This window comes from Methanobacterium formicicum DSM 3637, from assembly GCF_000302455.1.
GTDB classification, from domain to species: Archaea; Methanobacteriota; Methanobacteria; order Methanobacteriales; family Methanobacteriaceae; genus Methanobacterium; species Methanobacterium formicicum_A.
Map to the genome: position 1 here is coordinate 50,975 of NZ_AMPO01000009.1, position 16,526 is coordinate 67,500.

Below are 16,526 nucleotides of genomic sequence, written 5' to 3' on the forward strand. Positions count from 1 at the left end.
AATAGAAGAGGACAAAAGAGGATTAGAAATGCCGCGGGATAAAGATATTAACAAGGTACTAATCATCGGATCAGGCCCCATACAGATTGGTCAGGCCGCTGAATTTGATTATTCGGGCTCTCAAGCCTGTAAATCCCTCCAGGAAGAGGGTATTGAAACCGTACTCGTGAACAGTAACCCAGCCACCATTCAAACCGATATGGACATGGCCGATTCAGTTTACGTGGAACCATTAACTCCTGAAATTGTGGCCCAGATCATTAGAAAAGAAAAACCAGATGCAATTCTTCCTACCATGGGTGGGCAGACTGGTTTGAATGTTGCCACTGGACTGGAACAGATCGGTGCTCTGGAAGGAGTTAAAGTAATTGGATCATCAGTCCAGACTATTAAAAACGTGGAGGACAGGGATCTTTTCGATCATTTCATGAAAGAACTCAATGAACCAGTTCCCAAAGCCAGGGCAGTATCCACTTTAGAAGATGCAATTTCAGCAGTTGAAGAAATAGGATACCCGGTTATTGTCAGACCCGCCTTTACCCTGGGTGGAACTGGTGGAGGAGTGGCCCATAACCAGCAGGAACTGGAAAAGATCGCCACCAGGGGACTGGATATGAGCTACATTAACCAGGTGCTCATTGACCAGTCCGTAATGGGTTGGAAAGAATTTGAGTACGAGGTGATGCGGGATAAAAATGATACCTGTATCATTGTATGTAACATGGAGAACCTGGACCCCATGGGAATTCATACCGGGGAAAGTATTGTGGTGGCCCCTTCACAGACCCTTTCTGATGTGGACAACCAGCGCCTCAGGAATGCTTCCATTAAAATCATACGTGCCCTGGAGATACAGGGTGGTTGTAACATACAATTCGCAGTACACCCCATCACCGGAGAATACAAGGTTATTGAAGTTAATCCCCGGGTGAGCAGGAGCAGTGCCCTGGCTTCCAAGGCCACAGGATACCCAATTGCCAAGATTTCATCCAAGATTGCAGTGGGCATGACACTGGATGAGATTCAGAATGATATCACCAAGGAAACACCGGCATCCTTTGAACCCAGCCTGGATTATATCATTACTAAAATACCTCGCTGGCCATTTGACAAGTTTAAGGGCATCAGCCGCGAGATAGGGATTCAAATGAAATCCACCGGTGAAGTTATGGCCATTGGCCGCACCCTGGAAGAGTCCATGCACAAAGCTATCCGCAGCTTGGATGTGGGAAGCTTCGGGTTTGATACAGTAGAATTTGATGAAGAAAAACTTAAAAACGCCACTGATGAACGTTTATTCCAGGTTTACAGTGCATTAAAATCAGGGATGACTGTTGAAGAGATCCTGGAGATCACCCAGATTGATCCATTCTTCCTTCATAAAATACTGAACATAATTAATTGGGAAAACCAGTTAAATGCTCAAAACATTCTCGAACCAACTGTAATGCGTAAAACCAAAAAAATGGGCTTTTCCGACCATAAAATATCACAGATCACCGGTCTGGATGAACCCCTCATTAGACAGGCTCGGGAAATAGAAGGAATAATTCCATCCTACAAGATGGTTGATACCTGTGCAGCAGAATTCGAAGCCAAAACTCCTTATTATTACGGTTGCTATGAAGAAGAAGATGAAGTTACTGTTTCTGATAATAAAAAGGTTATAATAATTGGTGCCGGTCCTATCCGGATTGGTCAGGGTATTGAATTTGATTACTGTTGTGTTCACGCAGCTATGGCTCTTAAAGATACTGGTATTGAGACCATTATCATTAACAATAACCCTGAAACAGTCAGTACAGATTATGATATCTCCAGTAAACTCTACTTCGAACCACTCACCCTGGAAGATGTTTTAGCCATCATCAATAAGGAAAAACCATACGGAGTGATAGTGCAGTTCGGAGGTCAGACCTCCATTAACCTGGCAGTTCCCCTAGCCATGGAAGGAGTGCGTATCCTGGGAACACCACACGAAAGCATTGATCGGGTTGAAGACAGGGAAAGGTTCACTGAAGTTTTAGATAAGCTGGAAATACCCCAGGCAGATTATGGTATTGCCCATTCCTTTGAGGATGCTCACAAAGTAGCAGAACGGATTGGATTCCCAGTGCTGGTGCGACCTTCTTATGTTCTTGGTGGTCGGGCCATGCAGATAGTCTACGATGATAATGAACTCCGGGAGTACATGAAAGAAGCAGTGCGCATATCACCTGAACATCCTATACTGGTGGATAAATTCCTGGAAGATGCCATTGAGATAGATGTGGATGCATTATCAGATGGAGAACAAGTTTTCATCGGAGGGATAATGGAACACATTGAAGAAGCCGGTGTCCATTCTGGTGACTCTGCCTGCGTTATACCCCCACAAAGTCTTTCTAAAGATATTTTAAAAATCATCAAGGATTACACCACCAAACTGGCACTGGAACTGGATGTTGTGGGACTCATGAACATCCAGTACGCATTTAAAATGGATGATGAGGATAACCCCAAAATTTACATCTTAGAAGCCAACCCCCGGGCCAGCCGAACTGTTCCCTTCGTGAGTAAAGCTGTGGGTGTGCCCCTGGCAAAGATCGCAGCGGAATTAATGATGGGTAAAAAACTCAAAGATTTTGGACTGTGTGATGAAGTGAAAATAAATCATGTGGCGGTTAAAGAATCTATCTTCCCCTTCATAAAACTTCCTGAAGCAGATTCTATACTGGGACCGGAGATGAAATCAACCGGGGAAAGTATGGGAATTGATGAAAACTTCGGAGTGTCTTACTATAAAGCACAGCTTTCAGCAGGCATGGAATTACCCCAGAAAGGTACTATTTTCATTAGTGTTCGTGATGCTGATAAGGACAAAATTCTGGATATTGTGCAAAAAGCCGAAGAGCTTGGTTTTAAACTAATTGCAACCAGAGGAACCGCCCTTGCAGTTCAGGACCATGTGGATATAGATATCATACGCAAGATCAGCCAGGGTTCACCAAATATACGGGATGCCATCCTTAACAAGGAAGTGGCCATGATCATCAACACTCCCTCAGGCAAACAATCCGCAGATGACGGATATTACATCCGGAGGATGGCTGTTGAACTGGGAATACCCTACGTTACCACACTGGCCGGAGCAAGAGCAGCTTTAAATGCCATTGAAAATGTTGAAAAAGGAAAAATTGGAGTTAAATCTCTCAAAGAGTACCATGAAATTGCATAATATTATTCCAATCTCTTTTTAAATTTTTATTTTTACGTTTTTTTGAAGGTTAAATCTTTATATATACTCTAACCAATTCCGACGCCACCAATTCCAGTCTAGCTTGTGAACTTTTAAGTAAAAAGATCATATCTCTTTGGATCCTTAATAACCCTCAAAATTAAAGGTCTACTTAAATCAGATCAAAGGATTAAATATCTCCATAAACATACTTTCTCCTGTATGATTAACATTAAAAATGGCCTGGTACTTTACGGTCCCAATATGGAGCCAAAACATGCCAATATCCTGATTGAAGATAATCTTATTGTTGAAGTTTCCCCCCATGCATCAGGGGGTGAGGAAATAGATGCTAAAGGTTGTATTGTTTCCCCTTCATTAATAAACAGTCATGTACACATGGGAGACTCGGTGGTCAAGGATATTGGTGATGGAGAATCCATTGAAAAGATTGTAAAACCACCCCATGGATTGAAACACCGCTTACTTGCCCAGGCAGAACCTCAAAAAATTATTAACTCCATGAGGGGTTCTCTACATGAAATGCTAGACACTGGAACCAGCACCATAGTTGATTTCCGGGAAGGAGGAGTTAATGGAATATCCCTTCTTGAAAATGCAGGTGAAGACATTCCACTGCGTAAAGTGATTCTGGGACGTCATGATTCGTTTTTCAAACCATTCCTTCCATCCATTAGTAGTGATATGGAAATGGAAATAAGAGATAGCACTCAGGAAATCCTTGAACATGCACAGGGTGTTGGTTTAAGTGGTTTTGGCGAGATCAACGATGATGTGGTAAAAATTATCACCAAAACCTGTTCCAGTGCAGGTAAACTAGCTGCAATTCATGCAGCAGAGTATGAGGAAGTACAACGAAACTCACTTAATTCCACTGGTAAAACTGAAGTTGAACGGGCCCTGGAAGCTGTTTTTGATATTTTGATCCATGTAACATCACCCCTCAACCTGGATCTGGACCTTTTAAGCAAGACAAATACGTCTGTTGTCTGCTGTCCCCGTTCCAATGGTGCTCTTTCTGTTGGAATACCTCCCATTAAAGAAATGTGGGATCTGGGAATTAATCTTCTTCTGGGCACAGACAACCTGATGTTCAATTCACCAAACATGTTCAGGGAGATGGAATACACCCTGAAAGTTACGAGGGGTTATTACCAGGAATATTTCCCCCCCGTAGAGATCCTGAAAATGGCTACTGTCAATGCTGGTTCTGCCCTGAACATTAACATCGGATGTATCCAGGAGGGTATGCTGGCTGATATCATGATGGTGGAACAGTTATCAGATAATCCCATACTGTCCCTGATTAACCGCACTGAATCGAAAAACATAATAGGTCTCATGACAGATGGTAATTTAGTATACCTTAGGTGAAACCATGTACCAAAAAATATTATTACCCACTGATGGTTCAAAATTTGCTGAAAAAGCAGCTGACCATGCTATATGGATAGCAAGCAAAAGCGGCGCCGAAATTATCGTTTTAAATGTTATTGAAACATCCTCACTTGTGGGGCTCCCTGCAGAAGACCTCATTGTAAGAATCAAAGAGATGCTTAAAGAAGAGGGGAGAAGATCCTTGGAAAGAATTTCAGAAATGGTTACCGAGGAAGAAAAGGAACTCAAAATAGAAGATATTAAAGTAAACCTTAAAACTGAGGAAGGATCCCCAGCTGATGCCATATTAAAAACTGTGGAAAAAGAAGACATAGATCTGGTAGTCATGGGAACCTCAGGAAAACACGGTTTAGACCGATTTTTATTGGGCAGTGTAACTGAAAAAGTGGTTAGATCAGCAAAATGCCCTGTCTTAGCCGTCCACTAAAAAAATTCTATTTTTAATATTTATTTTAGTTGCAGCTAACAGCTGGTGAAACAATGCAGATAAAGGACATAATGTCAGAGGAAATACACTACATCCAAGTACCAGGGAACCGAGCTAACGCTCTGGAACTCATGAGAAAAAACAATGTATCAGGTTTACCTGTAGTAAAAAAAGGCACTAAAACACTGTTAGGCATACTCACCCGAACTGATCTGGTTGAAAACCCTGATGAAGAACAAATTGCCTTAATAATGACCAGAGATTTGATAACCGTAGCTCCTGATGACAATATAAAAGATGCAGCCAGAAAAATGGTTGAAAATAACATTAGAAGAGTTCCAGTAGTGGAAAATGAAGAATTAGTAGGTTTAGTCACTGCCTCAGACCTGGTTAACAAAGCACTGTGGAAAATGGACCTTAATGATCCCGCCGAAAATTACATACTCCTAAATGTACCTACCACATGGGAGAGAACTCCACTCAATGTTGCTTTCTCCATAATGCGCTATTTCAACCTTAAGGTTCTCTTAGCACTTAATAATGAAGGAAAACCATCCGGAATATTAACTGAAACCGATTTCCTGGAAGAAAGTGAAGTGGTATCTGAACAAACAGTTCACAACACTTCTGTGGGCACAGAGGGAGATAAATGGTCATGGGATAGTACAAACGTACTCTATGTTTTTAAAAACCATTTACAATTCTCTGACAAAGAAGTAAGGGATGTGGCTACCAGTGACCTGGCAATAGTTACCACCAAAACCCCGGTCAAGGATTGTGCCAATAAAATGAGGCAGAGAAACATCGAACAGATGCCGGTTATTGATGTGGAGGGGGAACTGGTTGGATTGATAAGAGCAGGTGACCTCATCAAATCACTCCTTGATTAAAAATAGTTAATTAATTATTCGTAAATGATTTTTTAATTAATTGATTTTTAATTAATTTTTTTATTGCATCTTTTTATTTATTTAAAAAATACCTAAACACTTAAACAAACATATTGAAGATTAAAATGTCAGAAACAACTCCCATACCAAAACCAATTATTAAAATAAAAGCTGATCCTGAAATTATCCGTATCGTTGGTAAAAAAGGGGGGGAAGTCTCCCTGCAGGACATCAATCTTAGATTCATTATGGCCACCATGTGGTGGGAAGGAGATCCCCAGCTGGAAACTTTTTTCCAGATACTGGAATTAACCATTAAACGGGCCCTGCAAGAGGTTCACCCCCATGAAAAAATGGTTATAGATTATTCTTACACAGCCAATGACATTCTGGAAGATGCATCCGAGATCATGGTTGAGATAGAGAACATAGAAGCTGATGGCGAAGTACTGGAAGTAGAAGGAGATATTATTGTTCTCTCTGGAAACGATAGCAGAGGTTTTTTCAAAAAACTAACTGCATTCCGGCGTAAAGTTAAAGAAACCGTACATCGAGAAATTTAATAAAAATCGAGAAATTTAATAAAAAAATCTAAGGGAATTACTCCCTTTTTACACCACGGTTCATATCCAAAATTTTTACAGCAAGGTTCATACAATAGCTATTTAAACTTATTTTTATCAGCCCATCAACTTTCACTATTATCAGCCATCAATTTTATTATAATTTTTAATCAAACATTATTCAAATTTATATTTCTGCGCAGACAGGGTAGAATCTTAAGCAACAACTCTTGAGCATCTTCCTGGTCTTTGACTTTACGTGCGACGATTTTTCCCTTGGCAAATAGGGTGATATTGGTACTATTCATCTCCAGCATTGCTATACCCATCTCCTTGGAGCATTTAACTTTTCCAAGGGATTCCAGTTCGTGGCATGTTTCAGAGATGTTTAAAGAGTAGGGAAGTTCTTTTTCGAACATTATCTTATTTTTATCACCTTTACAAGGCTTATAAACCATAATTTGATCTTTTGTATCATCCTGCCCACTGATATCTAGAGTTACTCTCCTGAAACCAACTGCCTTAAGTTCTGAATCAAGATGATGCAGTAAACCTCTGTCAATAAGTTTATCCACATCTTTCACTTCTATACGTGCCATTTGCTCATCATCCCTTACCCTGACTATTTCAAGACCGGTTAGGTTTTTGATGAGACTTTCAGCATAATCAATACGGTTTATTTTTCGTGGAGTGAGTTTTTTCCCGGTGGGAATCCTGGTGGCAAGGCAAGTAGTTGAAGGGGTATACTTAATATTTTCCTGTTTTAAAACTTCTCTCACATCACCAGATGTGAATCCTGATTTAACCAGAGGTGTTTTAACATTTTTTTCTATGTTAACCATTATTCCGGGACGGTCCTCCATCAGATCACTGATGTTGGTTCCATCAACCACAGCATCATACTGTTCTTCCTTTGCTATGTTTTCCAGTCGCTGGTGCATTTTCAGCTTACAAACATAACACCGGTTGGGGGGGTTTATTTGAAATGCAGGATCTTCCAAATAGTTTTCACCAACAACCCTATGTTTGATCCCTATCATCTGGGCGATCTGCTCTGCATTCTGGACACATTCTGCAGGCATAGCCCCATTATCCACGGTAACTGCCAGTGCATCACTGGCCTCTTCCTTTGCAATCCAGGCCAGCAGTGTACTATCTGCTCCACCCGAAAATGCAATGATCACCTTTTTTCCATGAAGATAATCCCTTAATTTATCCATCTTTCCTTTGATATCCATAAAGTACCACGTTAATTTCTGATATTTCCAGTATTTACTAAAATCACAGCATATATTCAATTATCACACATAATTCAATTAATTCAAATATCCAATTAATTTCAATAAATGTTAAAAGCATTTTAAAGAATCTTAAACCAAGTTTTTAATGTATTCTAACACTTTTTTGGCATCTTCTGCCTTAACATCGATCTGGTTTTTGTCTAAAAAATCTTCAAGTTTCTGAATCTTATCTTCTCCCAGACCAGAATCCTTTAAAACGCGAGGATAAGTTCTTTGAGGATAATAAATATTTTTAGCAGTTTTATAGAGGGTTTCAACATCACTGGAGGTTATTACACCCTTTTTTTCTGCCATCTCGAAGTTGTGATTCATACTCACCAGGGCTTCACAAAGCAGTTCATGAGTCGCTGGATTAAAAACAATGGCCACGTCATCATCAGATTCAATTAATCCATCTCGATACTTCTGGTAAACAGTTCCGATTCCGATCATTCCAGCATAGTCCAGTTCAGCTGATCTAAGAGCCCCCATACTGGACCCGCCCACCACTGTGATCCCAGCTTCTAGAGCTTTTAGTATTTCCCTGTGGGAAACAGCAGGTTGCTGGTAGAAAACGCCATCAATTATCCCAATGATATCTGGAGGGTCATTTAGAAGAATGGCAACATCATCTCTAGCCACAGGGGAATGATACTCGGCATCCAAAATTTTTTGAGCCTCATTTAAGGGGAGTGAAGGTCCAATAAACACCACAATTCTTTTTTTATCCAAATTATCACCAAATAATATGTTATTAAAATTTTATGTATTCTATGATTATTATTCTTGATTCGAATCATATATCATCATTTTACGTTATGTTCCAATATATCAGTTCTTATCTTTGATTATATTAATTCTATTAAAAGCAATTATATTCCATATTTTCCAGACCCTGCATTAATTCAATAATGATATACTTAAGATGAAGCCAATAAAATGAAAATAATATGACAAAACCAATTTTAATAAAAACACATGCATGAATATAACGTATAAGGTTAATAATCAAATATTAAGGATAATACGTTAATAATCTGTTAATAGTAATTAAAAGTAAAATTACTTAATAATGAGTGGTATTTCCTAGATTTTAATGACTGGAACTTGTCCGGTAAGTTCTGAGTGTAATTTTATGATTTTGGGTATGGATGGATGGTTTTCACCCAGGTTTTTTCTCCATTTTCTTATTACAAAATCTAAATCAACCTCTTTAGTACCGTGTATAAGGTTGTCAGCATGCGCCACCACCTTTTCCTCCATGGTAATTGGAATATAATCTTTAGGAGGTAATCCTAAATTTAATGCTTCTTTTTTACTAATTCCTGCCCCAATATGCCTTTCCACAATACTAACCACTTCTAAGGGAAATGCTCTGCTTCTGAGTATTTCTGCTCCAACAATAGCATGATCTATTCCATTAGTCCTGGAACGACCTACATCATGAAGAATAGCCCCTGTTTTAACCAGATCCAGGTCCACATCCAATTCAAAATCAGTTACCAGTTTGATTGTCTTTGAAAGGACTGCCTGAGAGTGTTCAATCACAAATAAAGGACAGTTAAATTCTTCTAAAATATTGGAAGATGTGTATTCATTTAAAATCAAGTATTCACCCATTTATTGGTAGAATAAAATTATTCTATATATAAAAAATTATTATCCCTAATCTTATGTAAGTTATCCTATCCTAAAAGTTTAGTTATCCCCATCTAAGTCCATGTTTAAGTTATCTTAACTTAAATGTATATTTAAGTTGGATTTTAGAATTTAATGTGGTTTAATCTGAATAAGAAAATGTATTTAGGGATGTATAGGATTAAACCTGTATTATGAGAGAAATTTTGTGTTTTTTTAAAAAAATCTGTAACTTCTGAAAATAGTTTTTGGTTTAAACTTAAGGAATGGAATAATAGGAAAAATATTTAACTCATTTTTTCCTTTAATTCCTTTAGTTCGGTTATTATTGAGGAGTTATCCTGGAATTCCATGTTGGTGTTGCAGTCGGGACATATGAAGTTTCTTTCAGAAGCTTCTTCAAAGTTGTATCGACACCCATTGGGACATACAAAAAACATGTTATCTTCTTCATATTCCAAAGATTGATGAATTTCACGGGAGATTTTATCAAATTTCTCGGATATAATCTCTGCGATCTTCTCTTCTTCAAATTTCCAGCTGTAGGTATACCATTGAGTTTCAGGATCCTTACTTCTCTTATAACTGGCCACACCTGCATCGTATAGTTTGTATAATATTCTTCTTACAATGTTAAGTCGAATTTCAGTTTCCTCTGCAATTTCCTCATCAGTTGTTTTTCCATTCAATAAACATTGAATAATGGGGATGCTATTCTCATCATCTTTAGTAACATCAATGAGAATCTCCTGCACGTTAGGATCTGCAAGCATCTCGTTTCCTCCTTCCTGTTTTGACATTTTCAGCAGCTCTTGTATTTCAGGATCCAACTCTTGTATTTCGGGATCATTTAGTTTTAGTATTTAATCTACTATCTGGAGAGAAAGAAATCAACCATAAAATGGATAGGTCAAACCAAGCCATGCTAAAATATCACCCGCCTTGGTGTGAATTAGCTGCTTAAATCTGAAAAGCTAAAATGACTCTCTCCGCCCCTATAAAAGACCCCGTGGGTTATTAACAAAAACCACGTTTTGATAGTGTGTTCTTTGAAATAGAGCTAATATATGGGTGTTAAAAATATCTTGGGTTAACTATCTATATTGAGCTAGATAGTATTTATATTTTTTTAATGGCACATTCTTAAAACCAAAAATCAGGAGGATCACTCTTTAATGCAAGATTTTAATGGATTTATCATGCTTTTCGGACTATCACTGCAGGTGTGTGAGTTATTGAATCAAGCATGTCTAGGGTTATGTTGTTAACATCTCCTTCAAGTAGTTTTTGCATATCATAAACTGTTTCCATATTATTTGCATGAATTTCCTGGTATTCTTCCGCTGCTATGGCTATTTGAAAAATTTCATCAATGTTACGCACTTTGGAAACACCTAATGGCGTGGGACCAATTATCTGTCCCAGTCGTCCTAATAAATATCCAAAAACTCCCCAATTATTGTGGATACCTTTTATGGAAACTGGGAGAGATGTGAATTTTGTTTTTCCAATTCTGTAAGTTGCATCTGTGTCAATGACCATAACCGTTACATTTTTACCAGATATATGCTTGATTTTCCTTGTAATTTCCTCTGAAAGGCCCTGTGGATCATCTGGTAACAGTGAAACACAAGTTCCGGGTGCGTTGCTCAGATCCACTCCTGCTTCAGAAGCTGGTTTCAATGCGTGTTTCCAACCATAATAATGTAATATGACTTCTTTATGAGAACGAGCCTCTGGGGGAAGTTTTCGAAGATTTTCAATGGTTCTTTTTTTAATACCCAGTAAGGGGCCCAGGATGTATCCCCATAAATATTTGGACCATATGTCCGCCAGGAAGTATGCACTGATTGATGGTTTAAATTCAGCTTCATCCACCAGTCTCCCCTGGGATACGGCTAAAGGGGTTTCAGAGATTACTAAAAAATCTCCATCTTCCAGAAGACTCACTGCCTGGCCAATTATAACATCGTAGGATTCTCCGGGTTTGATATAATCAGTGTTAACCGGTATTAACCGGTAACTGCTTTCTCCTTCGGAATATTCCATATATCCCTGTTTTTGATAGGATTCAAGTTGAGTATGGTTCATGATATCAATAAAATAAAGAAAGAAAGTTTAAAGTTGGTGTAGGTTATAATTTGAGATTTACCGTGCATAGAATGATTTGATCAGGACCTATTCATTTACTGGAAATTTATCATCGATTAAAAAAATTACATCTCAAGTAAAGGGTTTATCCCTTAACTGGAGGTGCCCATACTTTAAGGTCAATTCCTTCGATGATCGCTCTTCTACCTTCCAGTTGGACCACTACACCGGAGTGAACTTTCTGCATCATACAATGGTAGGGTAAGAACCGGACTGTTTCACCAACCCGTGGTAGTTCACCCTCAATAATTCCCTCGAAACCACCCACCATACATACTCCTACATCTTTAAAGTTAAATTCAACCTCTGAGTCCAGGCGGTGGCAGGGGCCAATCATGTGGACTGTGATTAAACCATGGTTTTCATCCAGAACTCTGGCGAAATGAATAATTGGACAGCCCAGAGGACGGTACCTTATGATTTCACCAACTTTTATCTCTTCTCTGGTGAATGGGTAGAGCGTTTCTCTACATGATTCTTCCTCTGGAAGAGGTTTGAGTATGATGTCAGCTTCGTATCCATCTAAAACTCCCACAATTTTCTCTTTTTCTGGGATTATTTTGGTTTCTTTTAATATTTCCTGGAGCTTGGCCAGGTCATCCTGAAACATTTCCTGGTACATGAAACGGCACTTTTCAAGTGGTGCTCGTTTCCGGATGAGTGCTCCTGCAAATTCATCACAACGTGCATATCCACAGATACCACAGTTGTATCCAGGAAGCAACATTAAAATCTTGTTCTTCTGAGCAATATCAACGGGAACTTTACTCATATGTATAACACCTGAAGGATTAATTAGAAATTTTATAACATCTAAGGATTAGTTAAATTTTTAATTTTTAATCAGTTAATTTTATTCTCTTAATTATTCCCCTTCATAACTCTGGAATCCATTGATTCTGCGGAGTATACCCCGGTGGTACTTCTTGTTAACCTTGGTCTCTCCTACACACAATGTGCACACTGCCAGGGGTGCGGAGTGTCGTAGTTTTTCACCTTCTATGGTGACTTCCTGTGAGTTCATAATCTCATCAGCCAGTTCAGCACAGCCCTGACCGCTTAAACCATTGGCTTCTATTATTTTACATTTAGGGTTGACTTCTAAAATCCGTTCCCGGAATATCTCCCTTTCTGCCTGGGATATCATATCACCCTTGGTGATTACTGCAATATCTGCTGTGCTCAGGAAAGGTCCTACCTTGAGTGGAGTGTTAGGGCCACTGGTGGCATCTATAACACAGACTCCCAGTGAATTCACAGTGAAAGGTGCACATCGATGGCATAATCCTGCTGTTTCAACTACTAATATTTCGGACTGGTTTTCATCGGCCCATTCCACCATTTCTTCCAGATTGTAGATAGCGTAGTGATCAGGGCACATGTCCATGGACAGTCCCACCTTAGTTGGCACACCTATCTTGGCAAATTTAGTATCATCATCAGTGTAAAGGCAGTCTATTTTCACCACAGCTGATTTTAATCCCATTTCATTTAAACTGCGTAGAGCATGAATCAAAACCGCAGTTTTTCCAGAACCAGGTGTTCCGGCAACAATTACCATTCTCATAAAAATCCCCATTTTTTTTGTAATTATAATTTGTTTTTAAGTTCAATTCCTATCTTAAAATTTTAAATCCAGAGTATATTTTGCAATTCCATTTTGCAACCAATTACTTGCAATTCCAGATTTTGTTCACACTTCCAGATCTTTATTCACAATTTTAGATCTTCTATTGCAATATCTTGGATAATTTCCCCATTACGGACTTTATCACGTAAATTTAGCATTAACTCATCTATCTTATTTAATTTTTTAGATATTGCTTTTTCTTCTTCACTGGTGGCTATTACGGTCTGCATTCCACCATTTTTCATTACAATTCTTTTATCCGTCATCAGGGCTAGTACCGGGTCATGGGTTACCACCATCACCACTTTACCATGTCCTGCCAGTGCTTCCAGGGCGTCGTGTTTACGGATTCCTGCATTTTCTATTTCATCAATAAGGACAATGGGGGAATTGCTGATTATGGCCACGTCTGCTACCATAAGGGCTCTTGATTGCCCTCCACTTAATATGGTAAGGTCATGGTCCTTTTTTATGGGTTCTCCGGTTAATGTGTTGGCCAGATCAATAACTGCATTTACACATTTACTGCTGGCTCCACGACACTTAGCATGTAAACTTAGGAAGTCTCCCACACTCATATCTGCCAGGAAATTCATGTTTTGGGATAGCTGGGCCACCATCTTCTTTCGGGGGTTGGTTCGATCCTCGTAGCTGGGTTCTTCACCATTGACCAGAATTTTCCTCCGGGAAAATGTGTCTTTTTGAGAGAGCTGTTCAATATCACCAATTAGAGAGCTTTTACCACTTCCAGTGGGTCCGACCACTCCAAATATTTCACCTCTCTTGATTACTACTTTTTTGACGGGTTCCTCATTTTCCTGCTTATCAAAACCGCCTAATATGGTTATTTCTTCTATCATCCCAGATTCACCTTTCCTAAAGTGTCTCCTCTGAGTCCCAATCGCATGGTTTCCAGGGCTGTGATCTCATCTGGAGGAATATTACCTAAATTAACATTGGCACCAAATTTTAGTATGAAGTATGCTTGTTGATTCTTCTGGGGAGCTTCCCATATTATTTTCTCTATATCAGCACCTTCACTCAGTATTTTTAACTTATCTTCCTTAACTGCCCCCTGATCATCAAAAAGACCTATACCCTTCCCCCCTTCCCTGGCTTCCATTAAAACCAGGTCAGCACCAGATTTCAGGTCCTGATTAACCAGTTCCAGACGATCATTTGCAGTTAGTAGATGGTCCTTCTCAGGATCCTTTTTTCCCACTTCAGTTATGGTCAAAAATCCCCTTTCTTTCACAATGGAGATTATATCTGCCCGCTCTTCCGGGGAAATTTCAATGGTTCCATCCGATATCTCCACTGCTCCAAATCCCAGTTTGTCTGCTTCATCCAAAAATTCATCAAACTTATTTTGGATATAGGCAATTTCAAACAGGGTCCCACCGGGATAAGGGTTAATCTCGTAAGAACGATAAATTTCCACCTTTTCCTTGATCATTTCACGGTTGTGAATGGCAGAGGTCCCCCAACCAAACTTTGCCAGATCAACATATCTTCCTGAAATTTCAAGGATATCTATCAAAGAAACCGGGCCAATTCCCTTATCTAACATCATGGTAATCCCGGTCCCATTTTTAGGGTTGCGCTGAGGTGTGAGAAAATCAAAAGCATTCATTATCATCACGGCTTTTTTAACCTTTTTTAGTAGGTTTAATACGAGTCTTAATTTTAACACTCATTAAAACTTTATTTTTATTGAATTTTTACTCTATATATTAAATTTACTCCATATATTCGAATTAAATTTAAATCCATATCTCATGATCGATTTATTCACATGAAGATTTTTACCTTGATTTTAATAGTTCATAAACAATTGTATCACATATGTAAATAGTCGTTTATATTTAAAGTATTTTAAAGACCATACTTGTAACAGCATAATGAATAGCAGAAAAAATATTTTTAAACCAAAATCATCTTGTAATTTTATATTGGGCCAATTCGATTAAAATTTCCGTTAAATTAAATTCACTAAAATTATAAACTTAATTACTTAAAATAAGCCCATTAATATAATTAGAATTATTTGAATTTAAATTATCTGAATTTAATATTGCGGACTTTGATTATATACGCACTTAATATGTAATTCATTAAAATCAAATACAGACCTATTCATTTCATGAAAATACACAATTAAGATGTTAGGAGGGTAAATTATGGAAAAAAAGATCGTTTATTTCGAAAAAGCGGGTGCAGAAAACACGGATAAAGTAATAGAGCTGGTCAAAGAAAGGAAAGAAGAACTTGGAATTGAAAATATTGTGGTGGCATCAGTATCCGGGTTAACCAGTGTTAAAGTTTTAGAAAACATACCCGCTGCACAGGTAGTTAGTATCACTCACCATGCAGGATTCCGGGGTGGAGATGACCTGGAACTGAATCCAGAATATACTAAAAAACTGGAAGAAGCAGGTGTACCTATATACATAGGATCCCACTCTCTCAGTGGCGTGGGAAGGGGTATAAGTAACAAATTTGGAGGTATCACCCCTGTTGAAATCATTGCAGGCACTTTACGGCTATTTTCACAGGGAATAAAGGTTTGTGTGGAGATCAGTGTAATGGCAGCCGACGCTGGGCTTATACCCACTGATAAAGAAGTAATAGCCATAGGTGGTACTGCTAAAGGCGTGGATACTGCTGTGGTTTTGAAGCCAGCACACATGGGTAACTTCTTTGACCTAAAGATAAATGAAATCATTGCTATGCCTCGACCTTAAGGTCTAGTGATTCCAACTGTTGATGTTGCCCTCCACTGGTTCGGTTGTCAATGTTGTGAAATGGGTGAGTTCACAATCACTTCCCGGTTGGATGTTGGAGATGATCTTCGGAAATTAGTCAAAAATTCTTTAATTGGTGGTAAATTATTGGTTAAATAACCGTTGCTTTTAAATATAAGTTAGTACAATAACACATTTAAGATAACCAACATTTACTGTGGGGGTAGAGATTGAAATCTATTATAGACAATACCATAAAGGAATCCGAAAAAAGAAGGGATAGAAAGGCATCCGCAGAGCGTCGTGGATATGATAGTAGCATCGACCAAGAGTTAGAAGACATCATTCATCGAAGTCGAGCTAAGATCTGTGTTGTTGGAACTGGAGGAGGTGGAAACAATACTGTTTCCAGGTTAACTGAAATCGGTATTGAAGGAGCCGAAACCATTTCCATGAACACTGATGCACAGGATCTGTTTTACTCAGTCGCCGATAAGAAAATACTAATAGGTAGAAGTACCTGCGGAGGACTGGGTGCCGGGGGCATGCCCGAAGTCGGAGAAGAAT

General features: G+C 38.8%; 16 protein-coding genes (1 of these 16 cut by a window edge). 7 read left to right on the plus strand and 9 right to left on the minus strand.

The features are described from left to right. Positions 1–28 precede the first annotated feature (28 nt). From carB to A994_RS09845, 5 genes are all read left to right on the plus strand, one after another. Complete coding sequence (carB, locus tag A994_RS09825) at positions 29–3,217, plus strand: carbamoyl-phosphate synthase large subunit (RefSeq protein WP_004031376.1); 3,189 nt, start codon at positions 29–31, stop codon at positions 3,215–3,217. Between the two features lie 222 nt (positions 3,218–3,439). Beyond that, positions 3,440–4,612 (plus strand): amidohydrolase family protein, encoded by a 1,173-nt coding sequence (locus A994_RS09830; protein WP_004031377.1) that lies wholly within the window; start codon positions 3,440–3,442, stop codon positions 4,610–4,612. 4 nt (positions 4,613–4,616) lie between these two features. Further along, positions 4,617–5,063: a universal stress protein gene (locus tag A994_RS09835; protein ID WP_004031378.1), complete on the plus strand. Its 447-nt coding sequence runs from the start codon at positions 4,617–4,619 to the stop codon at positions 5,061–5,063. A 53-nt stretch (positions 5,064–5,116) separates the two neighbouring features. Further along, the gene (locus A994_RS09840) at positions 5,117–5,953 is read left to right on the plus strand and encodes a CBS domain-containing protein (RefSeq protein WP_004031379.1); all 837 of its coding nucleotides are present in this window, start codon (positions 5,117–5,119) and stop codon (positions 5,951–5,953) included. Between the two features lie 125 nt (positions 5,954–6,078). Continuing rightward, on the plus strand, positions 6,079–6,516 hold the full coding sequence (locus A994_RS09845) for a hypothetical protein (protein ID WP_004031380.1): 438 nt from the start codon (positions 6,079–6,081) through the stop codon (positions 6,514–6,516). A gap of 170 nt (positions 6,517–6,686) precedes the next feature. Here A994_RS09845 and larE read toward each other — a convergent pair whose 3' ends face one another. The 9 genes from larE to comA all read right to left on the minus strand — a co-directional run bounded on the left by larE (position 6,687) and on the right by comA (position 14,848). Further along, a complete protein-coding gene (gene larE / locus A994_RS09850) occupies positions 6,687–7,754 on the minus strand; it encodes an ATP-dependent sacrificial sulfur transferase LarE (RefSeq protein ID WP_004031382.1) in 1,068 nt (355 codons plus the stop codon). Between the two features lie 132 nt (positions 7,755–7,886). Continuing rightward, on the minus strand, positions 7,887–8,528 hold the full coding sequence (locus tag A994_RS09855) for a TfuA-related McrA-glycine thioamidation protein (protein WP_004031383.1): 642 nt from the start codon (positions 8,526–8,528) through the stop codon (positions 7,887–7,889). A 354-nt stretch (positions 8,529–8,882) separates the two neighbouring features. Next, the gene (locus tag A994_RS09860) at positions 8,883–9,404 is read right to left on the minus strand and encodes a TIGR00295 family protein (RefSeq protein ID WP_004031385.1); all 522 of its coding nucleotides are present in this window, start codon (positions 9,402–9,404) and stop codon (positions 8,883–8,885) included. A 317-nt stretch (positions 9,405–9,721) separates the two neighbouring features. Continuing rightward, positions 9,722–10,234, minus strand: a complete 513-nt coding sequence (gene tfe, locus A994_RS09865; protein WP_272942738.1) for a transcription factor E — start codon at positions 10,232–10,234, stop codon at positions 9,722–9,724. Positions 10,235–10,631: 397 nt separating this feature from the next. Beyond that, positions 10,632–11,483 (minus strand): coenzyme F420-0:L-glutamate ligase, encoded by an 852-nt coding sequence (locus tag A994_RS09870; RefSeq protein ID WP_004031390.1) that lies wholly within the window; start codon positions 11,481–11,483, stop codon positions 10,632–10,634. A gap of 187 nt (positions 11,484–11,670) precedes the next feature. Beyond that, positions 11,671–12,357, minus strand: a complete 687-nt coding sequence (locus A994_RS09875) for a (Fe-S)-binding protein (RefSeq protein ID WP_004031391.1) — start codon at positions 12,355–12,357, stop codon at positions 11,671–11,673. Positions 12,358–12,450: 93 nt separating this feature from the next. After that, positions 12,451–13,152 (minus strand): GTP-binding protein, encoded by a 702-nt coding sequence (locus tag A994_RS09880; RefSeq protein ID WP_004031393.1) that lies wholly within the window; start codon positions 13,150–13,152, stop codon positions 12,451–12,453. A gap of 146 nt (positions 13,153–13,298) precedes the next feature. Further along, positions 13,299–14,075: an ATP-binding cassette domain-containing protein gene (locus tag A994_RS09885; protein WP_004031395.1), complete on the minus strand. Its 777-nt coding sequence runs from the start codon at positions 14,073–14,075 to the stop codon at positions 13,299–13,301. After that, positions 14,072–14,848 carry a phosphosulfolactate synthase gene (comA, locus tag A994_RS09890; protein WP_004031397.1) on the minus strand — a complete coding sequence of 259 codons (777 nt, stop codon included), beginning with the start codon at positions 14,846–14,848 and terminating at the stop codon, positions 14,072–14,074. Before comA ends, A994_RS09885 begins: the two co-directional genes overlap by 4 nt. A gap of 547 nt (positions 14,849–15,395) precedes the next feature. On the opposite strand from comA, the gene A994_RS09895 reads away from it, so the two are divergent. Further along, entirely contained in the window at positions 15,396–15,959 is a 564-nt protein-coding gene (locus A994_RS09895) for a pyruvate kinase alpha/beta domain-containing protein (RefSeq protein ID WP_004031399.1), read from the plus strand. A 230-nt stretch (positions 15,960–16,189) separates the two neighbouring features. Next, on the plus strand, positions 16,190–16,526 hold the start of the coding sequence (gene ftsZ / locus A994_RS09900) for a cell division protein FtsZ (RefSeq protein ID WP_004031401.1). It continues 812 nt past the right edge of the window; 337 of the gene's 1,149 nt are visible here — the first part of the coding sequence; it begins with the start codon at positions 16,190–16,192; the stop codon falls past the right edge of the window.

Coding starts and splice junctions, on each gene's coding strand:
- carB (WP_004031376.1), top strand. CDS start 29: ATGCCGCGGGATAAAGATATTAACAAGGTACTAATCATCGGATCAGGC.
- A994_RS09830 (WP_004031377.1), top strand. CDS start 3,440: ATGATTAACATTAAAAATGGCCTGGTACTTTACGGTCCCAATATGGAG.
- A994_RS09835 (WP_004031378.1), top strand. CDS start 4,617: ATGTACCAAAAAATATTATTACCCACTGATGGTTCAAAATTTGCTGAA.
- A994_RS09840 (WP_004031379.1), top strand. CDS start 5,117: ATGCAGATAAAGGACATAATGTCAGAGGAAATACACTACATCCAAGTA.
- A994_RS09845 (WP_004031380.1), top strand. CDS start 6,079: ATGTCAGAAACAACTCCCATACCAAAACCAATTATTAAAATAAAAGCT.
- larE (WP_004031382.1), bottom strand. CDS start 7,754: ATGGATATCAAAGGAAAGATGGATAAATTAAGGGATTATCTTCATGGA.
- tfe (WP_272942738.1), bottom strand. CDS start 10,234: ATGTCAAAACAGGAAGGAGGAAACGAGATGCTTGCAGATCCTAACGTG.
- A994_RS09870 (WP_004031390.1), bottom strand. CDS start 11,483: ATGGAATATTCCGAAGGAGAAAGCAGTTACCGGTTAATACCGGTTAAC.
- A994_RS09875 (WP_004031391.1), bottom strand. CDS start 12,357: ATGAGTAAAGTTCCCGTTGATATTGCTCAGAAGAACAAGATTTTAATG.
- A994_RS09880 (WP_004031393.1), bottom strand. CDS start 13,152: ATGAGAATGGTAATTGTTGCCGGAACACCTGGTTCTGGAAAAACTGCG.
- A994_RS09885 (WP_004031395.1), bottom strand. CDS start 14,075: ATGATAGAAGAAATAACCATATTAGGCGGTTTTGATAAGCAGGAAAAT.
- comA (WP_004031397.1), bottom strand. CDS start 14,848: ATGAATGCTTTTGATTTTCTCACACCTCAGCGCAACCCTAAAAATGGG.
- A994_RS09895 (WP_004031399.1), top strand. CDS start 15,396: ATGGAAAAAAAGATCGTTTATTTCGAAAAAGCGGGTGCAGAAAACACG.